General features: G+C 74.6%; 15 protein-coding genes and 2 pseudogenes. 9 read left to right on the top strand and 8 right to left on the bottom strand.

The features are described 5' to 3' along the window. The 4 genes and pseudogenes from AB6N23_RS11285 to AB6N23_RS11270 form a co-directional block, all read left to right on the top strand. A pseudogene (locus AB6N23_RS11285) lies at window positions 1-271 on the top strand (class I SAM-dependent RNA methyltransferase); the annotation flags it as partial. Window positions 272-503: 232 nt separating this feature from the next. Continuing rightward, window positions 504-680, top strand: a complete 177-nt coding sequence (locus AB6N23_RS11280) for a translation initiation factor 2 (RefSeq protein WP_412866161.1) — start codon at window positions 504-506, stop codon at window positions 678-680. Window positions 681-976: 296 nt separating this feature from the next. Further along, the gene (locus AB6N23_RS11275; protein WP_412866160.1) at window positions 977-3,784 is read left to right on the top strand and encodes an aconitate hydratase; all 2,808 of its coding nucleotides are present in this window, start codon (window positions 977-979) and stop codon (window positions 3,782-3,784) included. 128 nt (window positions 3,785-3,912) lie between these two features. Beyond that, window positions 3,913-4,338, top strand: coding sequence for a DUF1801 domain-containing protein (locus AB6N23_RS11270; RefSeq protein ID WP_412866159.1), 426 nt, complete (start codon window positions 3,913-3,915; stop codon window positions 4,336-4,338). A 43-nt stretch (window positions 4,339-4,381) separates the two neighbouring features. On the opposite strand, the gene AB6N23_RS11265 is transcribed toward AB6N23_RS11270, so the two are convergent. Genes AB6N23_RS11265 through AB6N23_RS11250 form a run of 4 tightly spaced genes read right to left on the bottom strand, consistent with a single transcriptional unit; the run spans window position 4,382 to window position 8,134 of the window. Next, window positions 4,382-5,275, bottom strand: coding sequence for a phosphotransferase (locus AB6N23_RS11265; RefSeq protein WP_412866158.1), 894 nt, complete (start codon window positions 5,273-5,275; stop codon window positions 4,382-4,384). Next, window positions 5,272-5,910: an NUDIX hydrolase gene (locus tag AB6N23_RS11260; RefSeq protein ID WP_412866162.1), complete on the bottom strand. Its 639-nt coding sequence runs from the start codon at window positions 5,908-5,910 to the stop codon at window positions 5,272-5,274. Before AB6N23_RS11260 ends, AB6N23_RS11265 begins: the two co-directional genes overlap by 4 nt. Window positions 5,911-5,945: 35 nt before the next feature. Next, a complete protein-coding gene (locus AB6N23_RS11255; RefSeq protein WP_412866157.1) occupies window positions 5,946-6,683 on the bottom strand; it encodes a type 1 glutamine amidotransferase in 738 nt (245 codons plus the stop codon). Further along, window positions 6,680-8,134 carry a GuaB1 family IMP dehydrogenase-related protein gene (locus tag AB6N23_RS11250; RefSeq protein ID WP_412866156.1) on the bottom strand — a complete coding sequence of 485 codons (1,455 nt, stop codon included), beginning with the start codon at window positions 8,132-8,134 and terminating at the stop codon, window positions 6,680-6,682. Before AB6N23_RS11250 ends, AB6N23_RS11255 begins: the two co-directional genes overlap by 4 nt. Before the next feature lie 69 nt (window positions 8,135-8,203). On the opposite strand from AB6N23_RS11250, the gene AB6N23_RS11245 reads away from it, so the two are divergent. The 5 genes from AB6N23_RS11245 to AB6N23_RS11225 all read left to right on the top strand — a co-directional run bounded on the left by AB6N23_RS11245 (window position 8,204) and on the right by AB6N23_RS11225 (window position 15,124). After that, window positions 8,204-8,824, top strand: a complete 621-nt coding sequence (locus AB6N23_RS11245) for a DUF4126 domain-containing protein (RefSeq protein ID WP_412866155.1) — start codon at window positions 8,204-8,206, stop codon at window positions 8,822-8,824. A gap of 129 nt (window positions 8,825-8,953) precedes the next feature. Further along, on the top strand, window positions 8,954-10,831 hold the full coding sequence (dxs, locus tag AB6N23_RS11240) for a 1-deoxy-D-xylulose-5-phosphate synthase (RefSeq protein WP_412866154.1): 1,878 nt from the start codon (window positions 8,954-8,956) through the stop codon (window positions 10,829-10,831). A 128-nt stretch (window positions 10,832-10,959) separates the two neighbouring features. After that, window positions 10,960-13,230 (top strand): formate C-acetyltransferase, encoded by a 2,271-nt coding sequence (gene pflB / locus AB6N23_RS11235; protein WP_412866153.1) that lies wholly within the window; start codon window positions 10,960-10,962, stop codon window positions 13,228-13,230. A gap of 117 nt (window positions 13,231-13,347) precedes the next feature. Beyond that, a complete protein-coding gene (gene pflA, locus AB6N23_RS11230) occupies window positions 13,348-14,235 on the top strand; it encodes a pyruvate formate-lyase-activating protein (protein ID WP_412866152.1) in 888 nt (295 codons plus the stop codon). A gap of 67 nt (window positions 14,236-14,302) precedes the next feature. Further along, the gene (locus tag AB6N23_RS11225) at window positions 14,303-15,124 is read left to right on the top strand and encodes a hypothetical protein (protein WP_412866151.1); all 822 of its coding nucleotides are present in this window, start codon (window positions 14,303-14,305) and stop codon (window positions 15,122-15,124) included. A gap of 77 nt (window positions 15,125-15,201) precedes the next feature. Here AB6N23_RS11225 and AB6N23_RS11220 read toward each other — a convergent pair whose 3' ends face one another. From AB6N23_RS11220 to AB6N23_RS11205, 4 genes and pseudogenes are all read right to left on the bottom strand, one after another. Next, window positions 15,202-15,873, bottom strand: a complete 672-nt coding sequence (locus AB6N23_RS11220) for a maleylpyruvate isomerase N-terminal domain-containing protein (RefSeq protein ID WP_412866150.1) — start codon at window positions 15,871-15,873, stop codon at window positions 15,202-15,204. A 148-nt stretch (window positions 15,874-16,021) separates the two neighbouring features. Continuing rightward, a complete protein-coding gene (locus tag AB6N23_RS11215; protein ID WP_412866149.1) occupies window positions 16,022-18,148 on the bottom strand; it encodes a 3-hydroxyacyl-CoA dehydrogenase NAD-binding domain-containing protein in 2,127 nt (708 codons plus the stop codon). Beyond that, on the bottom strand, window positions 18,145-19,362 hold the full coding sequence (locus AB6N23_RS11210) for a thiolase family protein (RefSeq protein ID WP_412866148.1): 1,218 nt from the start codon (window positions 19,360-19,362) through the stop codon (window positions 18,145-18,147). Before AB6N23_RS11210 ends, AB6N23_RS11215 begins: the two co-directional genes overlap by 4 nt. Window positions 19,363-19,500: 138 nt before the next feature. Next, window positions 19,501-19,756 (bottom strand): annotated as a pseudogene (locus AB6N23_RS11205) (ribonuclease D); the annotation flags it as partial.

The raw sequence follows: 19,756 nt of genomic DNA, 5'->3' as shown, positions 1-19,756 counted from the left end.
CGCCCTGCGCGGGCGTGGCGGCGCGCCGGTCGCCGCGCGCGCGGACGTCGTCGTGCTCGACCCGCCGCGCACGGGCGCGGGACGCGGCGTCGTGGACGCCGTCGCGGCGCTGGGGCCGGACCGCGTCGTCTACGTCGCGTGCGACCCGGCGGCCCTGGCGCGGGACGTCGCGCTGCTCGGCGCGCACGGCTGGACCGACGTCGCGATCACGGGGTACGACCTGTTCCCGCACACGCACCACCTCGAGGCGGTCGCCGTCCTCACGCGGTGAGCGTGCCTGCGACGGTGGGCACGGCGGGCGCGGTCCGCCGTGCTCACCGCCGGGCGCGTCGGTGCTCCCCCCTCTGCGGCAGGTGACGGACGACGGTGCTGCGACGGCAGACGGCGCCCGGGGCCGTGGCGGCGCCCGGCCGGCGGGGGCGCCCCCTCGACCCCGGCGCGGGACCGTCCTACCGTGGGCAGCAGGCCGGCGACGACGCGGGCCGGGGCGGAGGGAGCGGACCATGACCGGCACCCAGGACGCGCGGCAGCGACTCGCGGAGGCGAGCCGGGTCGCGACGCAGGAGCTCTACAAGCAGGGCACCGCCGAGTACGACCGCCGTGCGCACCAGCGCGCCGTGGAGGCGGAGCGGCGTGCGGCCGAGGCGGTGCGGGCCGAGGCGGAGCGAGCGCCGCACTGAGCGCGCGTCGCACCGAGCACGTGTCGCACCGAGCACGCGACGCGCTCGTGCGCGCGCGGACGTCGGGGCGGACGTCGGCAGCATCGCCGGCCGGGCGCGACGCGGGCGCGTCCTGCGTGCACGGCTGCCCGGCGAGCGGGTAGGATGTATCTCGACATCGAGATATCTGCGACGGGTGCCGCTGCCGGTGGTGGCGGCGACCCGTCACGCGGTCGCGCCGCCCGGTCCTAGGCTGGACGCCGGCCGCCCCCGCCGGGCCCCGAACCGCCCGGCCACCCGCCAGCGAAGGAGCCCACGTGAGCAGCGTCGACAGCTTCGGATCGAAGGGAAGGCTCGAGGTCGGTGACGACTCGTACGAGATCTTCCGACTCTCCGCGGTCCCCGGTGTGGAGCGGCTGCCGTACAGCCTGAAGATCCTCGCCGAGAACCTCCTGCGCACGGAGGACGGCGCCAACATCACCGCGGACCACGTCCGCGCGATCGCCGGCTGGGACCCGACGGCGCAGCCCGACACCGAGATCCAGTTCACGCCCGCGCGCGTGATCATGCAGGACTTCACCGGCGTGCCCTGCGTCGTCGACCTCGCCACGATGCGCGAGGCCGTCGGCGACCTCGGCGGCGACCCGTCGCGGATCAACCCGCTCGCGCCGGCGGAGCTCGTGATCGACCACTCGGTGCAGATCGACGTCGCCGGCCGTCGGGACGCCTTCGAGCGCAACGTCGAGCTGGAGTACGAGCGCAACCGTGAGCGCTACCAGTTCCTGCGCTGGGGTCAGACGGCCTTCGACGACTTCAAGGTCGTCCCCCCGGGCACCGGCATCGTCCACCAGGTCAACATCGAGTACCTGGCCCGCGGCGTCATGGTCCGCGACGGCCGCGCGTACCCCGACACGTGCGTCGGCACCGACTCGCACACGACGATGGTCAACGGCCTCGGCGTCCTCGGCTGGGGCGTCGGCGGCATCGAGGCCGAGGCGGCCATGCTCGGCCAGCCGGTGTCGATGCTGATCCCGCGCGTCGTCGGCTTCAAGCTCACCGGGCGGATCCCGTCCGGGGTGACCGCGACCGACGTGGTGCTCACCATCACGCAGCAGCTGCGTCAGCACGGCGTCGTGGGCAAGTTCGTCGAGTTCTACGGCGACGGCGTCGCGTCGGTGCCGCTGGCCAACCGGGCGACCATCGGCAACATGAGCCCGGAGTTCGGCTCGACCGCCGCGATCTTCCCGATCGACGGCGTGACGATGGACTACCTGCGCCTGACCGGCCGGTCCGAGCAGCAGCTCGCGCTCGTCGAGGCGTACGCCAAGGAGCAGGGCCTCTGGCACGACCCGAGCGCGGCGTCCTACGTCGAGCCCGTGTTCTCGGAGTACCTCGAGCTCGACCTGTCGACGGTCGTCCCGTCGATCGCCGGCCCGAAGCGCCCGCAGGACCGGATCGAGCTGTCGGCGGCCAAGGAGTCGTTCGCGACCTCGATCCTCGACTACGTCGACCCGCACGAGGCGGCGTCGTTCACCGGTCTCGACGAGTCGGTCGTCGAGACGTTCCCGGCCTCCGACCCGATCGCCGCCGGCGAGCACACGGACGGCTCGGACAAGCCGTCGCAGGTGGAGCGCGGCGACGCGGCGCGCCGTCCCCACAAGCGCGTGCCGGTCACGCTCGCCGACGGGACGACGACCGAGCTCGACCACGGCCACGTCGTCATCGCGTCGATCACGAGCTGCACGAACACGTCCAACCCGTCGGTCATGCTCGCCGCCGCGCTGCTCGCGAAGAACGCGGTGGAGAAGGGGCTCACGGCCAAGCCGTGGGTCAAGACGTCGATGGCGCCGGGCTCGCAGGTCGTCACGAACTACTACGAGAAGGCCGGCCTGTGGCCGTCCCTCGAGAAGCTCGGCTTCCACCTGGTCGGCTACGGGTGCGCCACGTGCATCGGCAACTCCGGCCCGCTCGCGGACGAGATCTCCGCGACGGTCAACGAGCACGACCTGTCGGTCGTCTCGGTGCTCTCCGGCAACCGCAACTTCGAGGGGCGCATCAACCCCGACGTGAAGATGAACTACCTCGCGTCGCCGCCGCTCGTCATCGCGTACGCGCTGGCCGGCACGATGGACTTCGACTTCGAGAACGAGCCGCTCGGCACCACCGAGGCCGGCGAGCCCGTGTTCCTGCGGGACATCTGGCCCGCGCCGGAGCAGGTGCAGGCGACGATCGACGCCTCGATCGACCGGCAGATGTTCGAGTCGGACTACGCCGACGTGTTCGCGGGCGACGACCGGTGGCGGTCGCTGCCGACGCCCGAGGGCGACACGTTCGCGTGGGACGCCGAGTCGACCTACGTCCGCAAGCCCCCGTACTTCGAGGGCATGGGCGCGCAGCCGGAGCCGGTCACGGACATCTCGGGTGCACGCGTGCTGGCGAAGCTCGGCGACTCGGTCACCACCGACCACATCAGCCCGGCCGGCTCGATCAAGGCCGACAGCCCCGCGGGCCTGTACCTCGCGGAGCACGGCGTCGAGCGCCGCGACTTCAACTCCTACGGCTCGCGCCGCGGGAACCACGAGGTCATGATCCGCGGCACGTTCGCGAACATCCGGCTGCGCAACCAGCTCGTCCCGGGCGTCGAGGGCGGCTTCACGGTCAACCACCTCACGGGCGAGCAGACGACGATCTACGACGCCTCCGTCGCCTACCAGGACGCCGGCATCCCGCTCGTCGTCCTCGGTGGCAAGGAGTACGGCTCGGGGTCGTCGCGCGACTGGGCCGCGAAGGGCACCCGCCTGCTCGGCGTGCGCGCCGTCATCACCGAGTCGTTCGAGCGCATCCACCGCTCGAACCTCATCGGGATGGGCGTGCTGCCCCTGCAGTTCCCCGAGGGCGAGACGGCCGACTCGCTCGGCCTGGACGGCACGGAGACCTTCGACATCGCGGGCGTCACGGCGCTCAACGAGGGCACCACGCCGCGCACGGTGCGGGTCACCGCGACGAAGGGCGACGGCTCGGTCGTCGAGTTCGACGCGGTCGTCCGCATCGACACCCCCGGCGAGGCGGACTACTACCGCAACGGCGGCATCCTGCAGTACGTGCTGCGCTCGCTCGTCGGCTGACGACGCGCACGGTCCACGGCCCGCCGGCCCCCCTCGGGGGAGCCGGCGGGCCGTCGCCGTCCCCGCGTCGGTGCGTCGCGGGCAGCCGCGGCTTCCGCGCCGTCGGTGGGCGGTGCCATGCTCGGTCCGTGGCGGACACGGTGCACGGTGCGGGTGAGGGCGTGGGCGACGTCGACGCGTTCCTCGCGGCGGTCCCGGACGCGCGACGCCGCGCGGAGGCGCGGCTCCTCGTCCCGCTCCACGAGCGCGCGACGGGCCAGCCGGCGCGGATGTGGGGCGGTGGGATCGTCGGGTTCGGCCGGTACCACTACCGGTACGCGTCGGGGCGCGAGGGCGACGCCGCGGCGGCCGGCTTCTCACCGCGCAGGGCGAGCACCACGGTGTACCTCCCGCTCGGGTTCGACGGGTTCGAGGACGACCTGGCGCGCCTGGGGCCGCACACGACCAGCGCGTCGTGCCTGTACCTCAAGCGCCTCGACACCGTCGACCTGGACGTGCTCGAGGCGATGGTCCGCCGCTCGTACGAGCGGACCGTGGCGCACGTCTGGCCGTGAGCGCCCGCCGTCCCCGGCGCGGTCGAGGCCGCCGGGGATGTGGTCAGGCCTCCGCCACCTGCTCGGCCGCGTGCCGGCCGACCGCGGCCATGAGCGGGTACTCGTCGGGGTGCGCCAGCAGCACGGGGACGAGGGCGGCCGCCCACGCGCGGGCACGCACCCACGTGGCGTCGTCCCACCCGCGCAGCGCGTCCGTGCGGGCGCGGAAGGCCGCCCGGCCCGCCGCGTCGAACGTGAGCCACGCCGTCGCGAGGTCGGACGCCGGGTCGCCGGAGGTCAGGTCGCCGAAGTCGAGCAGGCCCGCCAGGGCGCCGTCCCGGCTCACCAGGTTGCCGGGGTGCGGGTCGCCGTGCAGCCACACCGCCGGGCGGGCCCACGGCGGGGCCGCGAGCCCGTCGCCCCATGCGGCGCGCAGCGCGTCGACGTGCGGGACGGCGTCGGTGAACCGGGGGACGACGACGTCGTCGCGCTCGGCCAGCGGCACGCCGCGGTAGGGGTTCGGCGGGGCGTCGGCCGGCGCCGGCACGTGCAGCGCGGCGAGTGCGTCGGCGAGAGCCGGCGCCCAGGCCGTGCGCGACGTCGGCTCCGTGGCCGCGACGACGTCGCCGTGCAGCCAGGGCACGACGCTCCACGTCCACGGGTAGCGGGCACCCGGGCGGCCGGCGCGCAGCGGGACGGGCAGGGGCACCGGCACCCGCCCGGCGAGCACCGGCAGCCACCGCTGCTCGCGCTCGACCAGCTCGGACGACAGCGCGCGCACCGGGAACCGCACCGCCAGGTCGTCGCCGAGCCGCCACGTGAGGTTGTCCCAGCCGTTGGTGCGACCGTGCAGGGGCAGGCCGGCGAGGTCGGGGTGCTGCTCGCGCAGGAGTGCCCGGGCGAGGTCCGCGTCGACGTCGACCTCGATCAGCGGGTGCCGGGGGAGCGGCGCGGTCACGGGGTGACGGTCCGCGAGTCGTCCCACGGCACGGTCCAGCCGAGGGCGTCGAAGATGCCCGACAGCACGATCGCGGTGAAGCCCCACACGAGCACGTCGCCGTCCAGCTGGAACGCGGGCGTGCGGACGCGCCCCCGCCGGACGGGGTGCACGACGACCGCTCGGCGTGCCGGGTCAAGCAGGTCGGCCACGGGCGCACGGAAGACGTCGACCGCCTCGCGGTGGTCCACGGCCGCGACGGCCGAGGGGCGCGTCCACCAGCCCACCACGGGCGTCACGAGGTTGTCGCTGACGGGCAACGCGATCTCCGCCAGCTCCCCGAGGACGTCGACGCCGCTCGGGTCGAGGCCGGTCTCCTCCACGGCCTCGCGCAGCGCCGCGCCGACCGGCCCGTCGTCGTCGGGGTCGATGCCCCCGCCGGGGAACGCGACCTGCCCGGGATGGTGCCCGAGGGTCGCCGCGCGACGCTGCAGCAGCACGTCGAGGTCGGCCGGCACGTGCCCGTCACCGCGCCCGTGGGCCGGCACGGCGTCGAGCACGCCGAAGAGCACGAGCACCGCGGCCCGCCGCACGCGCGCCGGGTCCATGGCGAGGCCCGTGGGGTCGCCCGGCCAGCGCACGCCCGCGCGGACCATGCGACGCAGCTCGGCGCGCGCGTCGGGCGACGCGGTCACCCGCGCGCCCGCACCCGGTCGGCGAACGCGCCGAACGCCTTCTCCGCGGCCGGCAGCAGCGTCGGCAGGTGCCGGGCGCCGGCCGCGCGGATCGCGTCCGCCTCGCCGTCGTCGAGGTCGCCCGTCATGTCCGGGGTGGCGAGCCACAGGTCGAGCATCGCCGCGTCGAGCTCGGGGTGAAACTGCAGACCGACGGCGGAGCCGGCGCGGAACGCCTGCACCCGGGTGACCTCCGACGACGCGAGCAGCGTCGCACCGTCGGGCAGGTCGACCTCGTCGGAGTGCCAGTGCAGGACCGTGGGCCGTGCGCCGACCGCGCCGAGCGCCGCGACCACCGGGTCGTCCGCGACGACCTCGACCGGCGCGAAGCCGACCTCGTGCGCGGTGCGCCGGTGCAGCGCGGCGCCGAGCGCCAGGGCGAGCAGCTGCGCGCCGAGGCACACGCCGAGGACGGGCACGTCGGCGTCGACCGCCGCGCGCAGCAGCGCGCGCTCGGCCGCGAGCCCGGGGTGCCCGGCGACGTCGTCGGCGTCCATCGGCCCGCCCATGACGACGAGGCCCGCCAGGTCGGCGGGGTCCGGCAGCCGCGGCTCGTGCAGGTCGAGGACCGTCCGCACGCGGTGCGGCACGCCGGCCAGCGCCCGGCCGATCAGCCCGGGGCCCTCGTGGGGCGCGTGGGTCAGCACGAGGACGGGTCGCGGCCCACCCCCGGGCGCGCTCGGCGACGCGGTCACCAGCCGTCCGGCAGCGGCCGGCCCTCGTCGTACCCCGCGGCGGACTGGATCCCCACCACGGCGCGCTCGTGCAGCTCCTCGAGCGTCGTCGCGCCGACGTACGTCGCCGCCGAGCGGACGCCCGCGGTGATGTGGTCGACGAGGTCCTCGACGCCCGGGCGGCGCGGGTCGAGGTACATGCGCGAGGACGAGATGCCCTCCTCGTACAGCGCCTTGCGCGCGCGGTCGAACGCCGAGCCGCCGCGCGTGCGGGCGGCCACGGCCCGCGCGGACGCCATGCCGAACGACTCCTTGTACTGCCGGCCCTGGCCGTCGGTGTGCATGTCACCGGGGGACTCGTGCGTCCCGGCGAACCACGAGCCGACCATCACCTGCGACGCGCCGGCTGCGAGCGCGAGCGCGACGTCGCGCGGGTGCCGCACGCCGCCGTCGGCCCACACGTGCCGCCCGAGCCGGCGCGCCTCGGCGGCGCACTCCAGCACGGCGGAGAACTGCGGGCGGCCGACGGCGGTCATCATGCGCGTCGTGCACATGGCGCCCGGGCCGACGCCGACCTTGACGATGTCCGCCCCGGCCTCGACGAGGTCGCGCACGCCCTCGGCGGTCACGACGTTGCCGGCGACGACCGGCACCTGCGGGTCGACCGAGCGGACCGCGGCGAGCGCGTCGAGCATCTTGCGCTGGTGGCCGTGCGCGGTGTCGACGACGAGGGTGTCGACGCCCGCCTCGAGCAGCTCGGCGGCCTTCGCCTTGACGTCGCCGTTGATGCCGACGGCCGCGGCGATGCGCAGGCGGCCGTCCGCGTCGAGCGCGGGCGTGTAGATGGACGAGCGCAGCGCGCCGACGCGGGTGAGCACGCCGACGAGGCGGCCGTCGCGCACGACGGGGGAGAAGCGGCGCCGCTCGCGGTGCAGCTGCTCGAACGCGTCCTCGAGGCCGCGCGCGCCGTGCTCCTCGACGACCGCGAGGTCGACCGTGGTGGGATCGGGCGTCATCACCTGGTCGACCTGGGTGAAGAGGTCGACGCCGCGGCAGTCCGCCTCGGTCACCACGCCGACCGGGCGGCCGTCGTCGACGACCACGGCGGCGCCGTGCGCGCGCTTGGCGATGAGCGTGAGCGCCGTGTGCACGGTGTCGTGCGGGCCCACGACCGTGGCCGTCTCGACGACCGGGTGACGGCCCTTGACGTCCGCCACGACCTCGGCGACGACCTCGGTGGGGATGTCCTGCGGCAGGACCGCCATGCCGCCGCGGCGCGCGACGGTCTCGGCCATGCGGCGGCCGGCGACGGCGGTCATGTTGGCGACGACGAGCGGGACCGTGGTGCCGGTGCCGTCGGCGGACGTCAGGTCGACGTCGAAGCGGGAGGTGACCTCGGAGCGGGACGGGACGAGGAAGACGTCGCCGTACGTGAGGTCGGAGGTGGGCGCGTGGCCCGGGAGGAAGCGCATGGGTGTCCCCTTTCCGACGCATCCTACCCGGCGGGGCCGCGGACGACCCGGCCCCGGTATCGTCCGCGCATGCTCGTCGCGCTCACCGGGATCGGCCTCTCCGCGGCCGCGGGGCTCAACGCCTACGTGCCGTTCCTCGTCGTGGCGCTGCTGGCGCGGCTCACGGACGTCGTGCACCTGCCCGACGCGCTCACGTGGATGGAGAGCTGGTGGGCCATCGGCGTGGGCGCGGTGCTGCTGCTCACCGACGTCGTGCTCGACAAGGTGCCGCTCGTCGACACCGTCAACGACGCCGTGCAGACGGTGATCCGGCCCGCGACGGGCGGCGTCGTCTTCGCCGCGACGGCGGCCGCGGAGGACCTCGAGGGGTCGACGTGGGTGCAGGACCACCCGTGGGTCGCCGTGGCGGCCGGCGTCGTCGTCGCGGCGCTCGTGCACGCCGGCAAGGCGACGGCCCGGCCGGTGGTGAACGCGGCCACCGGCGGCGTCGGGGGACCGGTGGTCTCGACCGTCGAGGACGGCATGTCGGTCGGCCTGAGCCTCGTCGCGGTGTTCCTGCCGGTGCTCGTCGTGGTGGTGCTCGCGCTGCTCGTGTGGGCGTTCGTCGTGGTCCTGCGCCGGCGGCGGCGGCGGGGCGACGCGGTCGCGCCCCGCCGGAGGCCACCCGCGGGACCGCGGCCCGCGAGCTGAGGGGTGCTGAGGGCGCGCTGAGCGGTCCGCGCAGCGGCACGCCGCGGGGGCGGCGGGCGCCTAGACTGGTCCGTCACTGAGGACGTCCCGTCGCCGCGCGGCAGGGTCGCCGCACCGGGAGGAGACCTCGTGGGACTGCTGGACCGCATCACGTCGCCGCAGGACGTGCGCGCCCTGCCTGCGGGCGACGTCGACCGCCTCGCCGCGGAGATCCGCGACTTCCTGGTCGAGCAGGTCTCCCGCACGGGCGGGCACCTCGGTCCCAACCTCGGCGTGGTCGAGCTGACGATCGCGCTGCACCGCGTGTTCGCGTCCCCGCACGACACGATGGTCTTCGACACGGGCCACCAGGCCTACGTGCACAAGCTGCTCACGGGCCGCCGCGACTTCTCGGCGCTGCGCCGCCGCGGCGGGCTCTCCGGCTACCCGAGCCGGGCGGAGTCGGAGCACGACGTCGTCGAGAACTCGCACGCGTCGACGGCGCTGTCCTGGGCGGACGGGATCGCGAAGGCGCGGCAGCTGCGCGGCGAGGCCGACCGGCACACGGTCGCCGTCATCGGCGACGGCGCGCTGACCGGCGGCATGGCGTGGGAGGCCCTCAACAACATCGCCGCGGGCGCGGACCGCCGGCTCGTCGTCGTCGTCAACGACAACGGCCGCTCGTACGCGCCCACGATCGGCGGCCTCGCGCAGCACCTCGACGCGCTGCGCACGACGCGGCGGTACGAGTCGGTGCTGTCGTGGGGCAAGTCGACGCTGCGCCGGTCCGGCCCGCCCGGGCGGCTGGCGTACGAGGCGCTGCACGGCATCAAGAAGGGCATCAAGGACGTCGTCGCGCCGCAGGGCATGTTCGAGGACCTCGGCCTGAAGTACATCGGGCCGGTGGACGGCCACGACGAGCCGGCGGTCGAGACGGCCCTGCGCCGCGCGAAGGCGTTCGGCGGCCCCGTCATCGTGCACGTCATCACCGAGAAGGGCCGCGGGTACACACCGGCCGAGCAGGACGTCGCGGACCGGTTCCACGCGGTCGGGCAGATCCACCCCGAGACGGGCCTGCCGCTCGCGCCCTCGCGGTTCGGGTGGACCAGCGTGTTCGCCGACGAGATCGTGCGCATCGGTCGCCGGCGCCCCGACGTGGTGGCGATCACCGCCGCGATGCTGCAGCCCGTGGGCCTCGCGCCGTTCGCGGACGAGTTCCCGGACCGCGTCTTCGACGTCGGGATCGCGGAGCAGCACGCCGCCACGTCCGCCGCGGGCATGGCGTACGGCGGTCTGCACCCGGTCGTGGCCGTGTACGCGACGTTCCTCAACCGCGCGTTCGACCAGGTCCTCATGGACGTCGCGCTGCACCGCGCCGGCGTGACGTTCGTGCTCGACCGCGCCGGCATCACCGGCGACGACGGCGCCAGCCACAACGGCATGTGGGACATGGCGATGCTCGCGGTCGTCCCCGGGCTGCGCCTCGCGGCGCCGCGCGACGAGGCGACCATGCGCGCCGCGCTGCGCACGGCGGTGGACGTCGACGACGCGCCGACCGTCGTGCGGTACCCGAAGGGGGCGATGGGCGACGAGATCCCCGCGGTCGACGAGGTCGACGGCGTGGACGTGCTCGCCCGGCACGAGGGCGACGGCCGCCGCGTGCTGGTCGTGGGCGTCGGCCCGATGGCCACGACGGCGCTCGCGACCGCGGACATCCTCGCCGGCCACGGGCTCGCGGTGACGGTCGTCGACCCGCGCTGGGTGCTCCCGGTGCCGGCGGCGCTCGTGAAGCTCGCGGGGGAGCACGACCACGTCGTGACGCTCGAGGACGGGCTCGTCGACGGCGGCGTCGGTGCGCTGCTGGGGCAGCGTGCCCGCGAGGCGAACGTGGCGACGCCCGTGCAGTCCGTCGGCGTGCCGTCGACGTTCCTCGACCACGCGTCGCGCGACGAGATCGTCGACCAGCTGCGTCTGCGTCCGCACGACGTCGCCGCGGACGTGCTCACCGCTCTCGCGGCGCACGGCTGACGGCTCGCCGCGCACGGCTGACGGCTCGCGCGCACAGCTGACCGCCGGGTCGGGACCGAGGTCCCGAGACATCCCATCACCGCGCTCCTAGCGTCGAGGTATCGACCCCGCCACACCAGGAGCGTCAGATGTCCCTCACCGCCGTGCCCCGCGACCGCAGCGACACCGCCGTACCCGCGGCCTGGCGGGGCTTCGTCACCGGGCCGTGGACCGACACCGTCGACGTCCGCGACTTCATCCAGCGGAACTACACGCCGTACACCGGTGACGCGAGCTTCCTCGCCGGCCCCACCGCCCGCACCACGGGCATCTGGGCGAAGCTGAGCGCGATGTTCCCCGCCGAGCGCGAGAAGGGCGTGCACGACGTCGACCCCACGACGCCGTCGACGATCACGTCCCACGCGCCCGGGTACATCGACCGGGACGAGGAGGTGATCGTCGGCCTGCAGACCGACGCGCCGCTCAAGCGCGCGATCATGCCGAACGGCGGCTGGCGCATGGTCCAGACGTCGCTCGAGACCTACGGCTACGAGGCGCCGCAGGAGGTCGTCGACATCTTCACCAAGTACCGCAAGACCCACAACGACGGGGTCTTCGACGTGTACCCGCCGAACGTGCGGGCGGCGCGCAGCTCGCACATCATCACGGGCCTGCCCGACGCCTACGGCCGCGGCCGCATCATCGGCGACTACCGCCGCGTCGCCCTCTACGGTGTCGACGCGCTGATCGCCGCGAAGAAGCTCGAGAAGGCCTCCCTCGACATGGAGCGCTCGGTCGAGGACGTCATCCGCGACCGCGAGGAGCTGGCGGAGCAGGTCCGCGCCCTCGGTGAGCTCCAGCAGATGGCCGCGTCCTACGGCTACGACATCTCCGAGCCGGCGACCACGGCCCGCGAGGCCGTCCAGTGGCTGTACTTCGCCTACCTGGCCGCGGTGAAGGAGCAGAACGGCGCCGCGATGTCGCTGGGCCGCACCTCGACGTTCCTCGACGTGTACCTGCAGCGCGACCTCGAGTCGGGGGCGCTGACCGAGGAGCAGGCGCAGGAGATCATCGACGACTTCGTGATCAAGCTGCGGATCGTGCGGTTCCTGCGCACGCCGGAGTACGACAACCTGTTCTCGGGCGACCCGACGTGGGTGACGGAGTCCATCGGCGGCATCGGCGAGGACGGCCGCCCGCTGGTCACCAGGACGTCGTTCCGCTACCTGCAGACGCTGTACAACCTGGGCCCGGCGCCCGAGCCGAACATGACCGTGTTCTGGAGCGAGCGGCTGCCGGAGGGCTTCAAGCGGTACTGCGCGCAGGTCTCGATCGACACCTCGGCGGTGCAGTACGAGTCCGACGAGCTCATCCGCGCCTCGTGGGGCGACGACGCGGCCATCGCGTGCTGCGTGTCCCCGATGCGGGTGGGCAGGCAGATGCAGTTCTTCGGCGCGCGCGTGAACCTCGGCAAGGCGCTGCTCTACGCGATCAACGGCGGCCGCGACGAGGTCACGGGCAAGCAGATCGCACCGGTCGCCGCGCCGGTCGAGGGCGAGGTCCTCGACTACGACGACGTGCTGGCCAAGTTCGACCGGACCATGGACTGGCTCGCCGAGACGTACGTCGACGCGCTCAACTGCGTGCACTACATGCACGACAAGTACGCGTACGAGCGCATCGAGATGGCGCTGCACGACCGCACGGTGCTGCGCACGCTCGCCTGCGGGATCGCCGGCCTGTCCGTCGTCACGGACTCGCTCTCGGCCATCAAGCACGCGACGGTCCGCCCGCTGCGCACCGCCGACGGGCTCGTCACCGAGTACGTCGTCGAGGGCGACTTCCCGACGTACGGCAACGACGACGACCGTGCCGACGACATCGCGGTGTGGATCGTGCGGCGCTTCATGGAGAAGATCCGGGCGCTGCCGACGTACCGCGACGCGCTGCACACGCAGTCCGTGCTGACGATCACGTCGAACGTCGTGTACGGCAAGGCCACCGGCTCGACCCCGGACGGGCGCAAGGCCGGCGAGCCGTTCGCGCCCGGCGCCAACCCGATGAACGGCCGCGACACGCACGGCATGCTCGCCTCGGCGCTGTCGGTGGCGAAGCTGCCCTACTCGGAGGCGCAGGACGGCATCTCGCTGACCTCGTCGATCGTCCCGTCCGGCCTCGGCCGCACGAAGGACGAGCAGGTCGGCAACCTGGTCGGGCTCCTCGACGCGTACGTCCTGTCGTCCGGGTACCACATGAACGTCAACGTGCTGAACCGCGAGACGCTCGTGGACGCGATGGAGCACCCGGAGAACTACCCGCAGCTGACGATCCGCGTGTCCGGCTACGCCGTGAACTTCGTCCGCCTCACGCGCGAGCAGCAGCTCGACGTGCTGTCGCGGACGTTCCACGGCGGGGTCTGACCCACCGACGCGGCCCCGGTCCGGCCCGGCTGACGGCCGGACCGGGGCCACACCCACCCGCACCCGCACCCGCACCCGCACCCGCACTCGCACCGCCCACGACCCGCGGAGGTCCTCGTGACCACGACCACCACCGAGCAGACCGGCGCCCCGGTCGTCCCGCTCGGCACGCCGCTCGTCGGCGGCTCGCGCACCCGCACGCACGGGCACGGCACCGCCGGCCTCGAGCCCACGGACGCGCAGCGGGCGGAGCGGCTCGCGGCGGTCCGCGAGGGCCGGCTCGGGTCGGTGCACTCGTGGGAGCTCGTCACCGCCGTCGACGGCCCGGGCACGCGCCTGACGGTGTTCCTGTCCGGCTGCCCGCTGCGGTGCCTGTACTGCCACAACCCCGACACGATGGAGATGCGCCGGGGCACGGACGTCTCCGCCGACGAGATCCTCACCAAGGTCGCCCGCTACCGCGGCGTGTTCCGCGCGACGGGCGGCGGGCTCACCATCAGCGGCGGCGAGCCGCTCATGCAGCCGGCGTTCGTGCGTCGTCTCGTGGCCGGCGCGGCCGCGATGGACGTGCCGGTCGCGATCGACACCTCCGGCTTCCTCGGCGCCCACGCGACCGACGCGATGCTCGACGACGTCGACCTCGTCCTGCTCGACGTGAAGTCGGGCCTGCCGGACACCCACCGCCGCGCGACCGGGCGCGAGCTGCAGCCCACGGTGGACTTCGGCCGCCGCCTGGGCGCGCGCGGCACGCGCATGTGGGTGCGCTTCGTACTCGTCCCGGGACTCACGGACGCCCCCGAGAACGTCGCAGCGGTCGCCGACCACGTCGTGTCGTTCGGGCCGGCGGTCGAGCGCGTCGAGGTGCTGCCGTTCCACCAGATGGGCCGCGACAAGTGGGCGGAGCTCGGCATGCGGTACGAGCTCGGCGCCGTCGAGCCGCCGTCGCGCGAGGCCACCGAGGCGGTCCGCGACGTCTTCCGCGCCCGCGGGCTGACGACGTTCTGAGCGTCAGAACGCGGGCAGGGACGGCGCGGCGTCACGGTCTCCGCGTCGGGGCGGCCACCATGACGACGTGGAGCACTACCAGGTTGGCCCGAAGGCACTGCGCCCGCTCATGGACGCCTTCTGGTCCCCGCAGGGCTGGCGTCTGCCCCCGCGAATACCGGTCGGTGCGGACCTCGACCGGGCGGTCACCAGCGGGATCATGTTCCGCGACCCGGTGCTCCGCGACCACGACGCCTGGGTCGACGCCGCACGGCGGGCGGCGGAGGCGCTGACCCTCGACGAGGTCTCCGACGCGTTCGTCGGCTCGCTCCGGTCCCGTCGGCTCGACCTTCGTTCGGCGCTGGGGTCGTATGCGGTGGCGCGTCACCTCCCGCGGCACGAGTACGAAGCCGACGACGAGGGCTTCCTGTGCGCGGTCTGCGGCATGCCCGGTCTCGCAGAGCCTCAGGACGTCAACGTGCTGAACTTCGAGCGCTTCCGGTGGGGCGGTGTCCGCCATGACGACATCAGGTACATCGCGTTCGACCTGGAGCAGTTCGCTCGCGCGCCACGCGAACCCGTCGACGAGGCGGCGGTCGCGCTGGGTAACCGGCTCCTGGAGGTTCTCCGGGCAGCGACGCCGCGTGAAACTGCCACGTCGGTGCGTGACCGCCTCGGCCTGATCCGCGGCAACCGGGACGAACGTTCGTCGCTGCTGGACATCCTCGGTCTGTGCGGCGTCCTACGTACGGCCGCGCATCCGGGGTACATGACCGGCTTCGCCCGGTACGACGAGCGTGCCCTCCCGCCTCACCACCACGTCGAGCGGATGTACCCCGTGTGCTGGTGGCGGGGGAGCGACGGGGTGGACGCCCTGGCGGTCAGTACGTTCCTGGGCAGGCTGGCGTAGCGTCGCGGAGAGACCCGACGACGGGCGGCCACGAACTACGAGGCTGGGGAGCGAGTGCCGGTCCCTTCGTGCCGCCTTCAGAACGCCGCGACCGTCGCGGGAGCGCGCTGCGGGCGGGTGAGCGTGCGCACGAGCGCGGCCTGGCCGTGCCGGCGCACCGCGAGGTCGGTGAGGGTGCGCAGCACGGGCACCACGGCGCCCGCGGGCAGCTCGGGGGTCGGCAGGCCGACGCTCGACGCGAGGTCGTCCGCGTGCACCACCATCTCCAGCAGGCGCGTCACGAGGTAGTCGTCGGTCGCCATCGCGGCGCCCGTCCACGGCACCAGCACGGTGGTCGAGGCGTGCGCGAGGGCGCCGTCGAGGGCGGCGAGGGTCGCGGCGAGCATGCCGTCCACCGCCGCGGGGCCGTCGGCGGCGGCCTGCTGCGACCGCGTCCGCACGCCGACGTTGGAGGGGCCGTCGAGGTCTTCCTGGAGCCACACCGCCTGCGCGTAGTGCGCGTCGACGGTGACGAGCGCCGCGCCGGGGGCGGGGGCGGGTGCGGTGAGCACCTCGACGACGCGACGCGGTTGCAGCGCCAGGTGGTGCGCGAGCGCGCCGACGCTCATGCCGGCGCAGGACGACTCGGCGTCCCACGCGTCGACGACCTCCCGCCGGGCGACGAGCGTGGCGACGTCCCGCGTCGCCGCCACCAGCGCCGCACGGTCGAGGTCGTCGGCGAACGTCAGCGGCGGCAGCGTGGCGGGCACGCGGTCACCCAACCGCACCGCCACCACCCGCCGCAACCACGTCGCACCCCGTCCCTGCCGCGAGGTCGCGGGGACATGCCGAGGTCGCGGGCTGCAGCCCGCGACCCGGCACGTTCCCCGCGACCTCGCCGAGGGGCCCCGCCGGACGTCAGCGGCCGGGGACGTTCGCGACGCCGTCCGGGAGAAGGCGGCGGCCCAGCACGCGCTCGCTGTAGCCCGTGCGGTCCAGGTACGGCGTGATCCCGCCGAGGTGGAAGCCCCACCCGGCCCCGAGGATCATGCACAGGTCGACCTGCTGCGGTGTCGCCACGACCCCCTCGTCGAGCATGTGCCCGATCTCGACCGTGAGGGCCGTGAGGACGGCGTCGAGCACGCCGGCCTCGTCGAGCGGCGTCCCCTGCGCCGGGGTGTCGCGCGCCGCGTCGAACACTGCCTGCACCGCCGGGTCGACGCGCTTGGGCAGCCCCTTGGCGGGCGCCGGGCGGACCACCGACGTGCCGTCCGCGACGAGCTTCTCGAGCCCGGGGGAGCGCGGGAACCGGTCGCCCAGGTCCTCCCGCAGCGACGTCAGCACGTGCAGCCCCACCGCCGGGCCGACGAGGTCGAACAGCTCGAACGGCGGCATCGGCAGGCCGAGCGGGTCGAGCGCGCGGTCGGCCACCTCGACGGGCGTGCCCTGCTCGACCGCCTCGACGATCTTCCCGAGCAGCAGCACGAGCAGCCGGTTGACCACGAACCCGGGCCGGTCCGCGACGAGCACGGCCGTCTTGCGCAGCGTCTGCACCACGGCGAAGCCGGTCGCGAGCGCCGCGTCCGACGTCCGCTCGGCCCGCACGACCTCGACCAGCGGCATCGCGCCCACCGGGTTGAAGAAGTGCAGGCCCACGACCCGCTCGGGGTGCTGCAGGTCCGCGGCCATCCGCGTCACGGACAGCGCGGAGGTGTTCGTCGCCAGCACCGTGTCGGGACCGACGACCTGCTCCAGCTCCGCGAACACGCGCTTCTTCAGGTCGAGCACCTCGGTGACGGCCTCGATGACCAGGTCGCAGCCCGCGAACACCGACAGCTCCGTCGAGCCCGTGACGGACGCGGTGATGCGTGCACCGGCGTCGGGGGTCATCCGGCCCGACGTGACGAGCCGCTCCACCTGCTGCCGCACCGCCGCGAGCCCGTGCTCGACCCGCGCCTCGTCGATGTCCCGCAGGACGACCGGCACACCGAGCCGCTGCGCGAACAGCACGGCGATCTGCGAGGCCATGAGTCCTGCGCCCACGACCCCGACCCGCGTGACGGGCTGCGCGAGGGACCGGTCCGGGGCGCCCTCGGGCTTCTTGCCGCCCGACACCAGCCCGAACGCGTAGACGCTCGCGCGCATCTCGTCGCTCATGATGAGGTCGGCGAGCGCCTCGTCCTCGGCGGCGTACGCCGCGTCGACGTCCGCGTCGCGCGCTGCCGCCAGCAGCTCCAGCGCGCGGTACGGCGCCGGGCGCGAGCCGTGCACGGTCGCGTCCAGGCGCTCGCGGGCGGCGGCCGTGACCGCCTGCCACGTCGCCGCGTCGTCGAGCGGACGGCGCTCCACGACGACCGCGCCGTCGAGCACGCGCGCCGCCCACCGCACGGACTCCTCCAGGAAGTCCGCGGCGTCGAGCACGACGTCGACGAGCCCGACCTGCGCGGCCTGCGCCGCCGTGTACGGCTTGTTCGCCGCGGGGCGCGTGAGCACGACCTCGAGCGCCTTCTCGATGCCGACGAGCCGCGGCACCCGGTACGCCCCGCCCCACCCGGGCACGAGGCCGAGGCCCGTCTCCGGCAGCGCGAGCGCACGGACGTCGGCGGCGACCGTCCGGTAGTCGCACGCGAGCGCCAGCTCGAACCCGCCGCCCAGGGCGGCGCCGTTGACGAACGCGAACGTCGGCACACCCATGTCGTTCAGCAGCCGGTACGCCGCATGCCCCCCGCGCCCGAGCTCGAGCGCCTGCTCGCGGGTCGTCACGGTCGCGACCTGCGTGAGGTCCGCGCCGGCGGCCAGGTAGTACGGCTTGCCGGTGACGGCGACCGCGGCGACCTCGCCGGCCGCCACGCGCTCCCGGACCGCGGTCAGCGCGGCGGTGAGCTCCGCGACGCCCTGCGGGCCGAACGTCGTCGGCTTGGTGTGGTCGAGGCCGTTGTCCACCGTCACGAGGGCGAGCGTGCCGAGCCCACCGGGCAGGCGGACGTCGCGGACGTGCGCGTGCGTGACGCGCTCGGGGCGGGGTGCGGGCGTGCTCGTGCTCATCGCGCGTCCTCCGTGAAGTGCGGGTTCTCCCAGACGACCGTGCCGCCCTGACCGAGCCCGACGCACATCGTCGTCAGGCCGTAGCGGACCTTGGGGCGCTCCTCGAACTGCCGGGCGAGCTGCGTCATGAGCCGCACGCCGGACGAGGCCAGCGGGTGCCCGACGGCGATCGCGCCGCCGTAGGGGTTCACGCGCGGGTCGTCGTCGGCGATGCCGAACGCGTCGAGGAAGGACAGCACCTGCACCGCGAAGGCCTCGTTGATCTCGATCAGCCCGATGTCGTCGATGGTCAGGCCGGCGCGCGCGAGCGCCTTCTCCGTCGCCGGCACGGGCCCCAGGCCCATGACCTCGGGCTCGACGCCCGCGTACGCGAAGGACACCATGCGCATCCGCACCGGCAGCCCGAGCTCCTCGGCGACGTCCTCGGCCGCGAGCAGGCACGAGGCGGCGCCGTCGGTGAGCGGCGCCGACGTGCCGGCGGTGACGCGCCCGCCGGGACGGAACGGCGTCGGGAGCCCGGCGATCGCCTCGACGGTCGTGCCGGGACGCGGCGGCTCGTCGGCCGTCGCGAGGCCCCAGCCGTGCTCGGGGTCGCGGAGCGCGACGGGCACGAGGTCGGGGTCGATCCGGCCGGCGGCGAGCGCCGCGGCGTACTTCTCCTGGCTGGCGACGCCGTACGCGTCGGCGCGCTCGCGGGTCAGCGCCGGGAAGCGGTCGTGCAGGTTCTCCGCGGTGACGCCCATGTTGAGCGCGTCGGCGGCGACGAGCCGCTCGGCCATGAAGCGCGGGTTCGGGTCGGCGTCGAAGCCCATCGGGTGGTGGCCCATGTGCTCGACGCCGCCGGCGATCGTCACGTCCTGCGCGCCGACGCCGATCGCGGCGGCGGTGGTGGTGACGGCGGTCATCGCACCGGCGCACATGCGGTCGATGGCGAAGCCGGGCACGGTCGGCGGCAGCCCCGACAGCATCGCGACGGTGCGCCCGAGCGTGAGCCCCTGGTCGCCCTGCTGCGTCGTCGCGGCGAGCGCCACGTCGTCGACGCGCTCCGGGGGCAGCTGCGGGTGGCGGCGCAGCAGCTCGCGGACGGTCTTCACGGCGAGGTCGTCGGCGCGCGTGTGGGCGTAGAGGCCGTCCTTGCGGGCGCGGCCGAAGGGGGTGCGCACGCCGTCGACGAACACGACGCGGCGGACGGTGGGCGGGGACGAGGTCGGCATCGATCCTCCTGCGGGACGGCGGTGTCCGGTGGGCGCCCGGCGGGGCCCGGTGCGTGTCGGGGCCATCGTCCCCGGACGCGCGAAGTTACTCAAGAGTAACAGCGGCTCCCCGCGCGAGCGGGGGCACGACCGCGCCGGTCAGGAGCTCGTGAACGCCTCGGCGAGCCGCTCCGCGACGAGCTCGACCTGCCACTCGCGCGCGCCGCCGGCCCGGAGCGCCTCCGCGATCGCGGCGGCGTCCGCGGGCTGCGGCGGGGACCAGCACACCCGGCGCAGGAGGTCCGGCTGCAGCAGGTTCTCGACCGGCACCGACCACTGCTCCGACAGCGCGCCGACCTCGGCGCGCGCGGCCGTCAGGCGGCGGGCGGCCGCCGGGTCGCGGTCGGCCCACGCG

It is taken from the genome of Cellulomonas pasadenensis, assembly GCF_047229365.1.
In the GTDB taxonomy this organism is placed as follows: domain Bacteria; phylum Actinomycetota; class Actinomycetes; order Actinomycetales; family Cellulomonadaceae; genus Cellulomonas.
Note: the sequence above shows the minus strand (reverse complement) of the source record. Positions and strands in the feature narration are given on the sequence as shown.

Coding starts and splice junctions, on each gene's coding strand:
- AB6N23_RS11280 (WP_412866161.1), top strand. CDS start 504: ATGACCGGCACCCAGGACGCGCGGCAGCGACTCGCGGAGGCGAGCCGG.
- AB6N23_RS11260 (WP_412866162.1), bottom strand. CDS start 5,910: ATGGTCCGCGCGGGCGTGCGCTGGCCGGGCGACCCCACGGGCCTCGCC.
- AB6N23_RS11250 (WP_412866156.1), bottom strand. CDS start 8,134: ATGCGCTTCCTCCCGGGCCACGCGCCCACCTCCGACCTCACGTACGGC.
- AB6N23_RS11245 (WP_412866155.1), top strand. CDS start 8,204: ATGCTCGTCGCGCTCACCGGGATCGGCCTCTCCGCGGCCGCGGGGCTC.
- pflB (WP_412866153.1), top strand. CDS start 10,960: ATGTCCCTCACCGCCGTGCCCCGCGACCGCAGCGACACCGCCGTACCC.
- AB6N23_RS11215 (WP_412866149.1), bottom strand. CDS start 18,148: ATGAGCACGAGCACGCCCGCACCCCGCCCCGAGCGCGTCACGCACGCG.
- AB6N23_RS11210 (WP_412866148.1), bottom strand. CDS start 19,362: ATGCCGACCTCGTCCCCGCCCACCGTCCGCCGCGTCGTGTTCGTCGAC.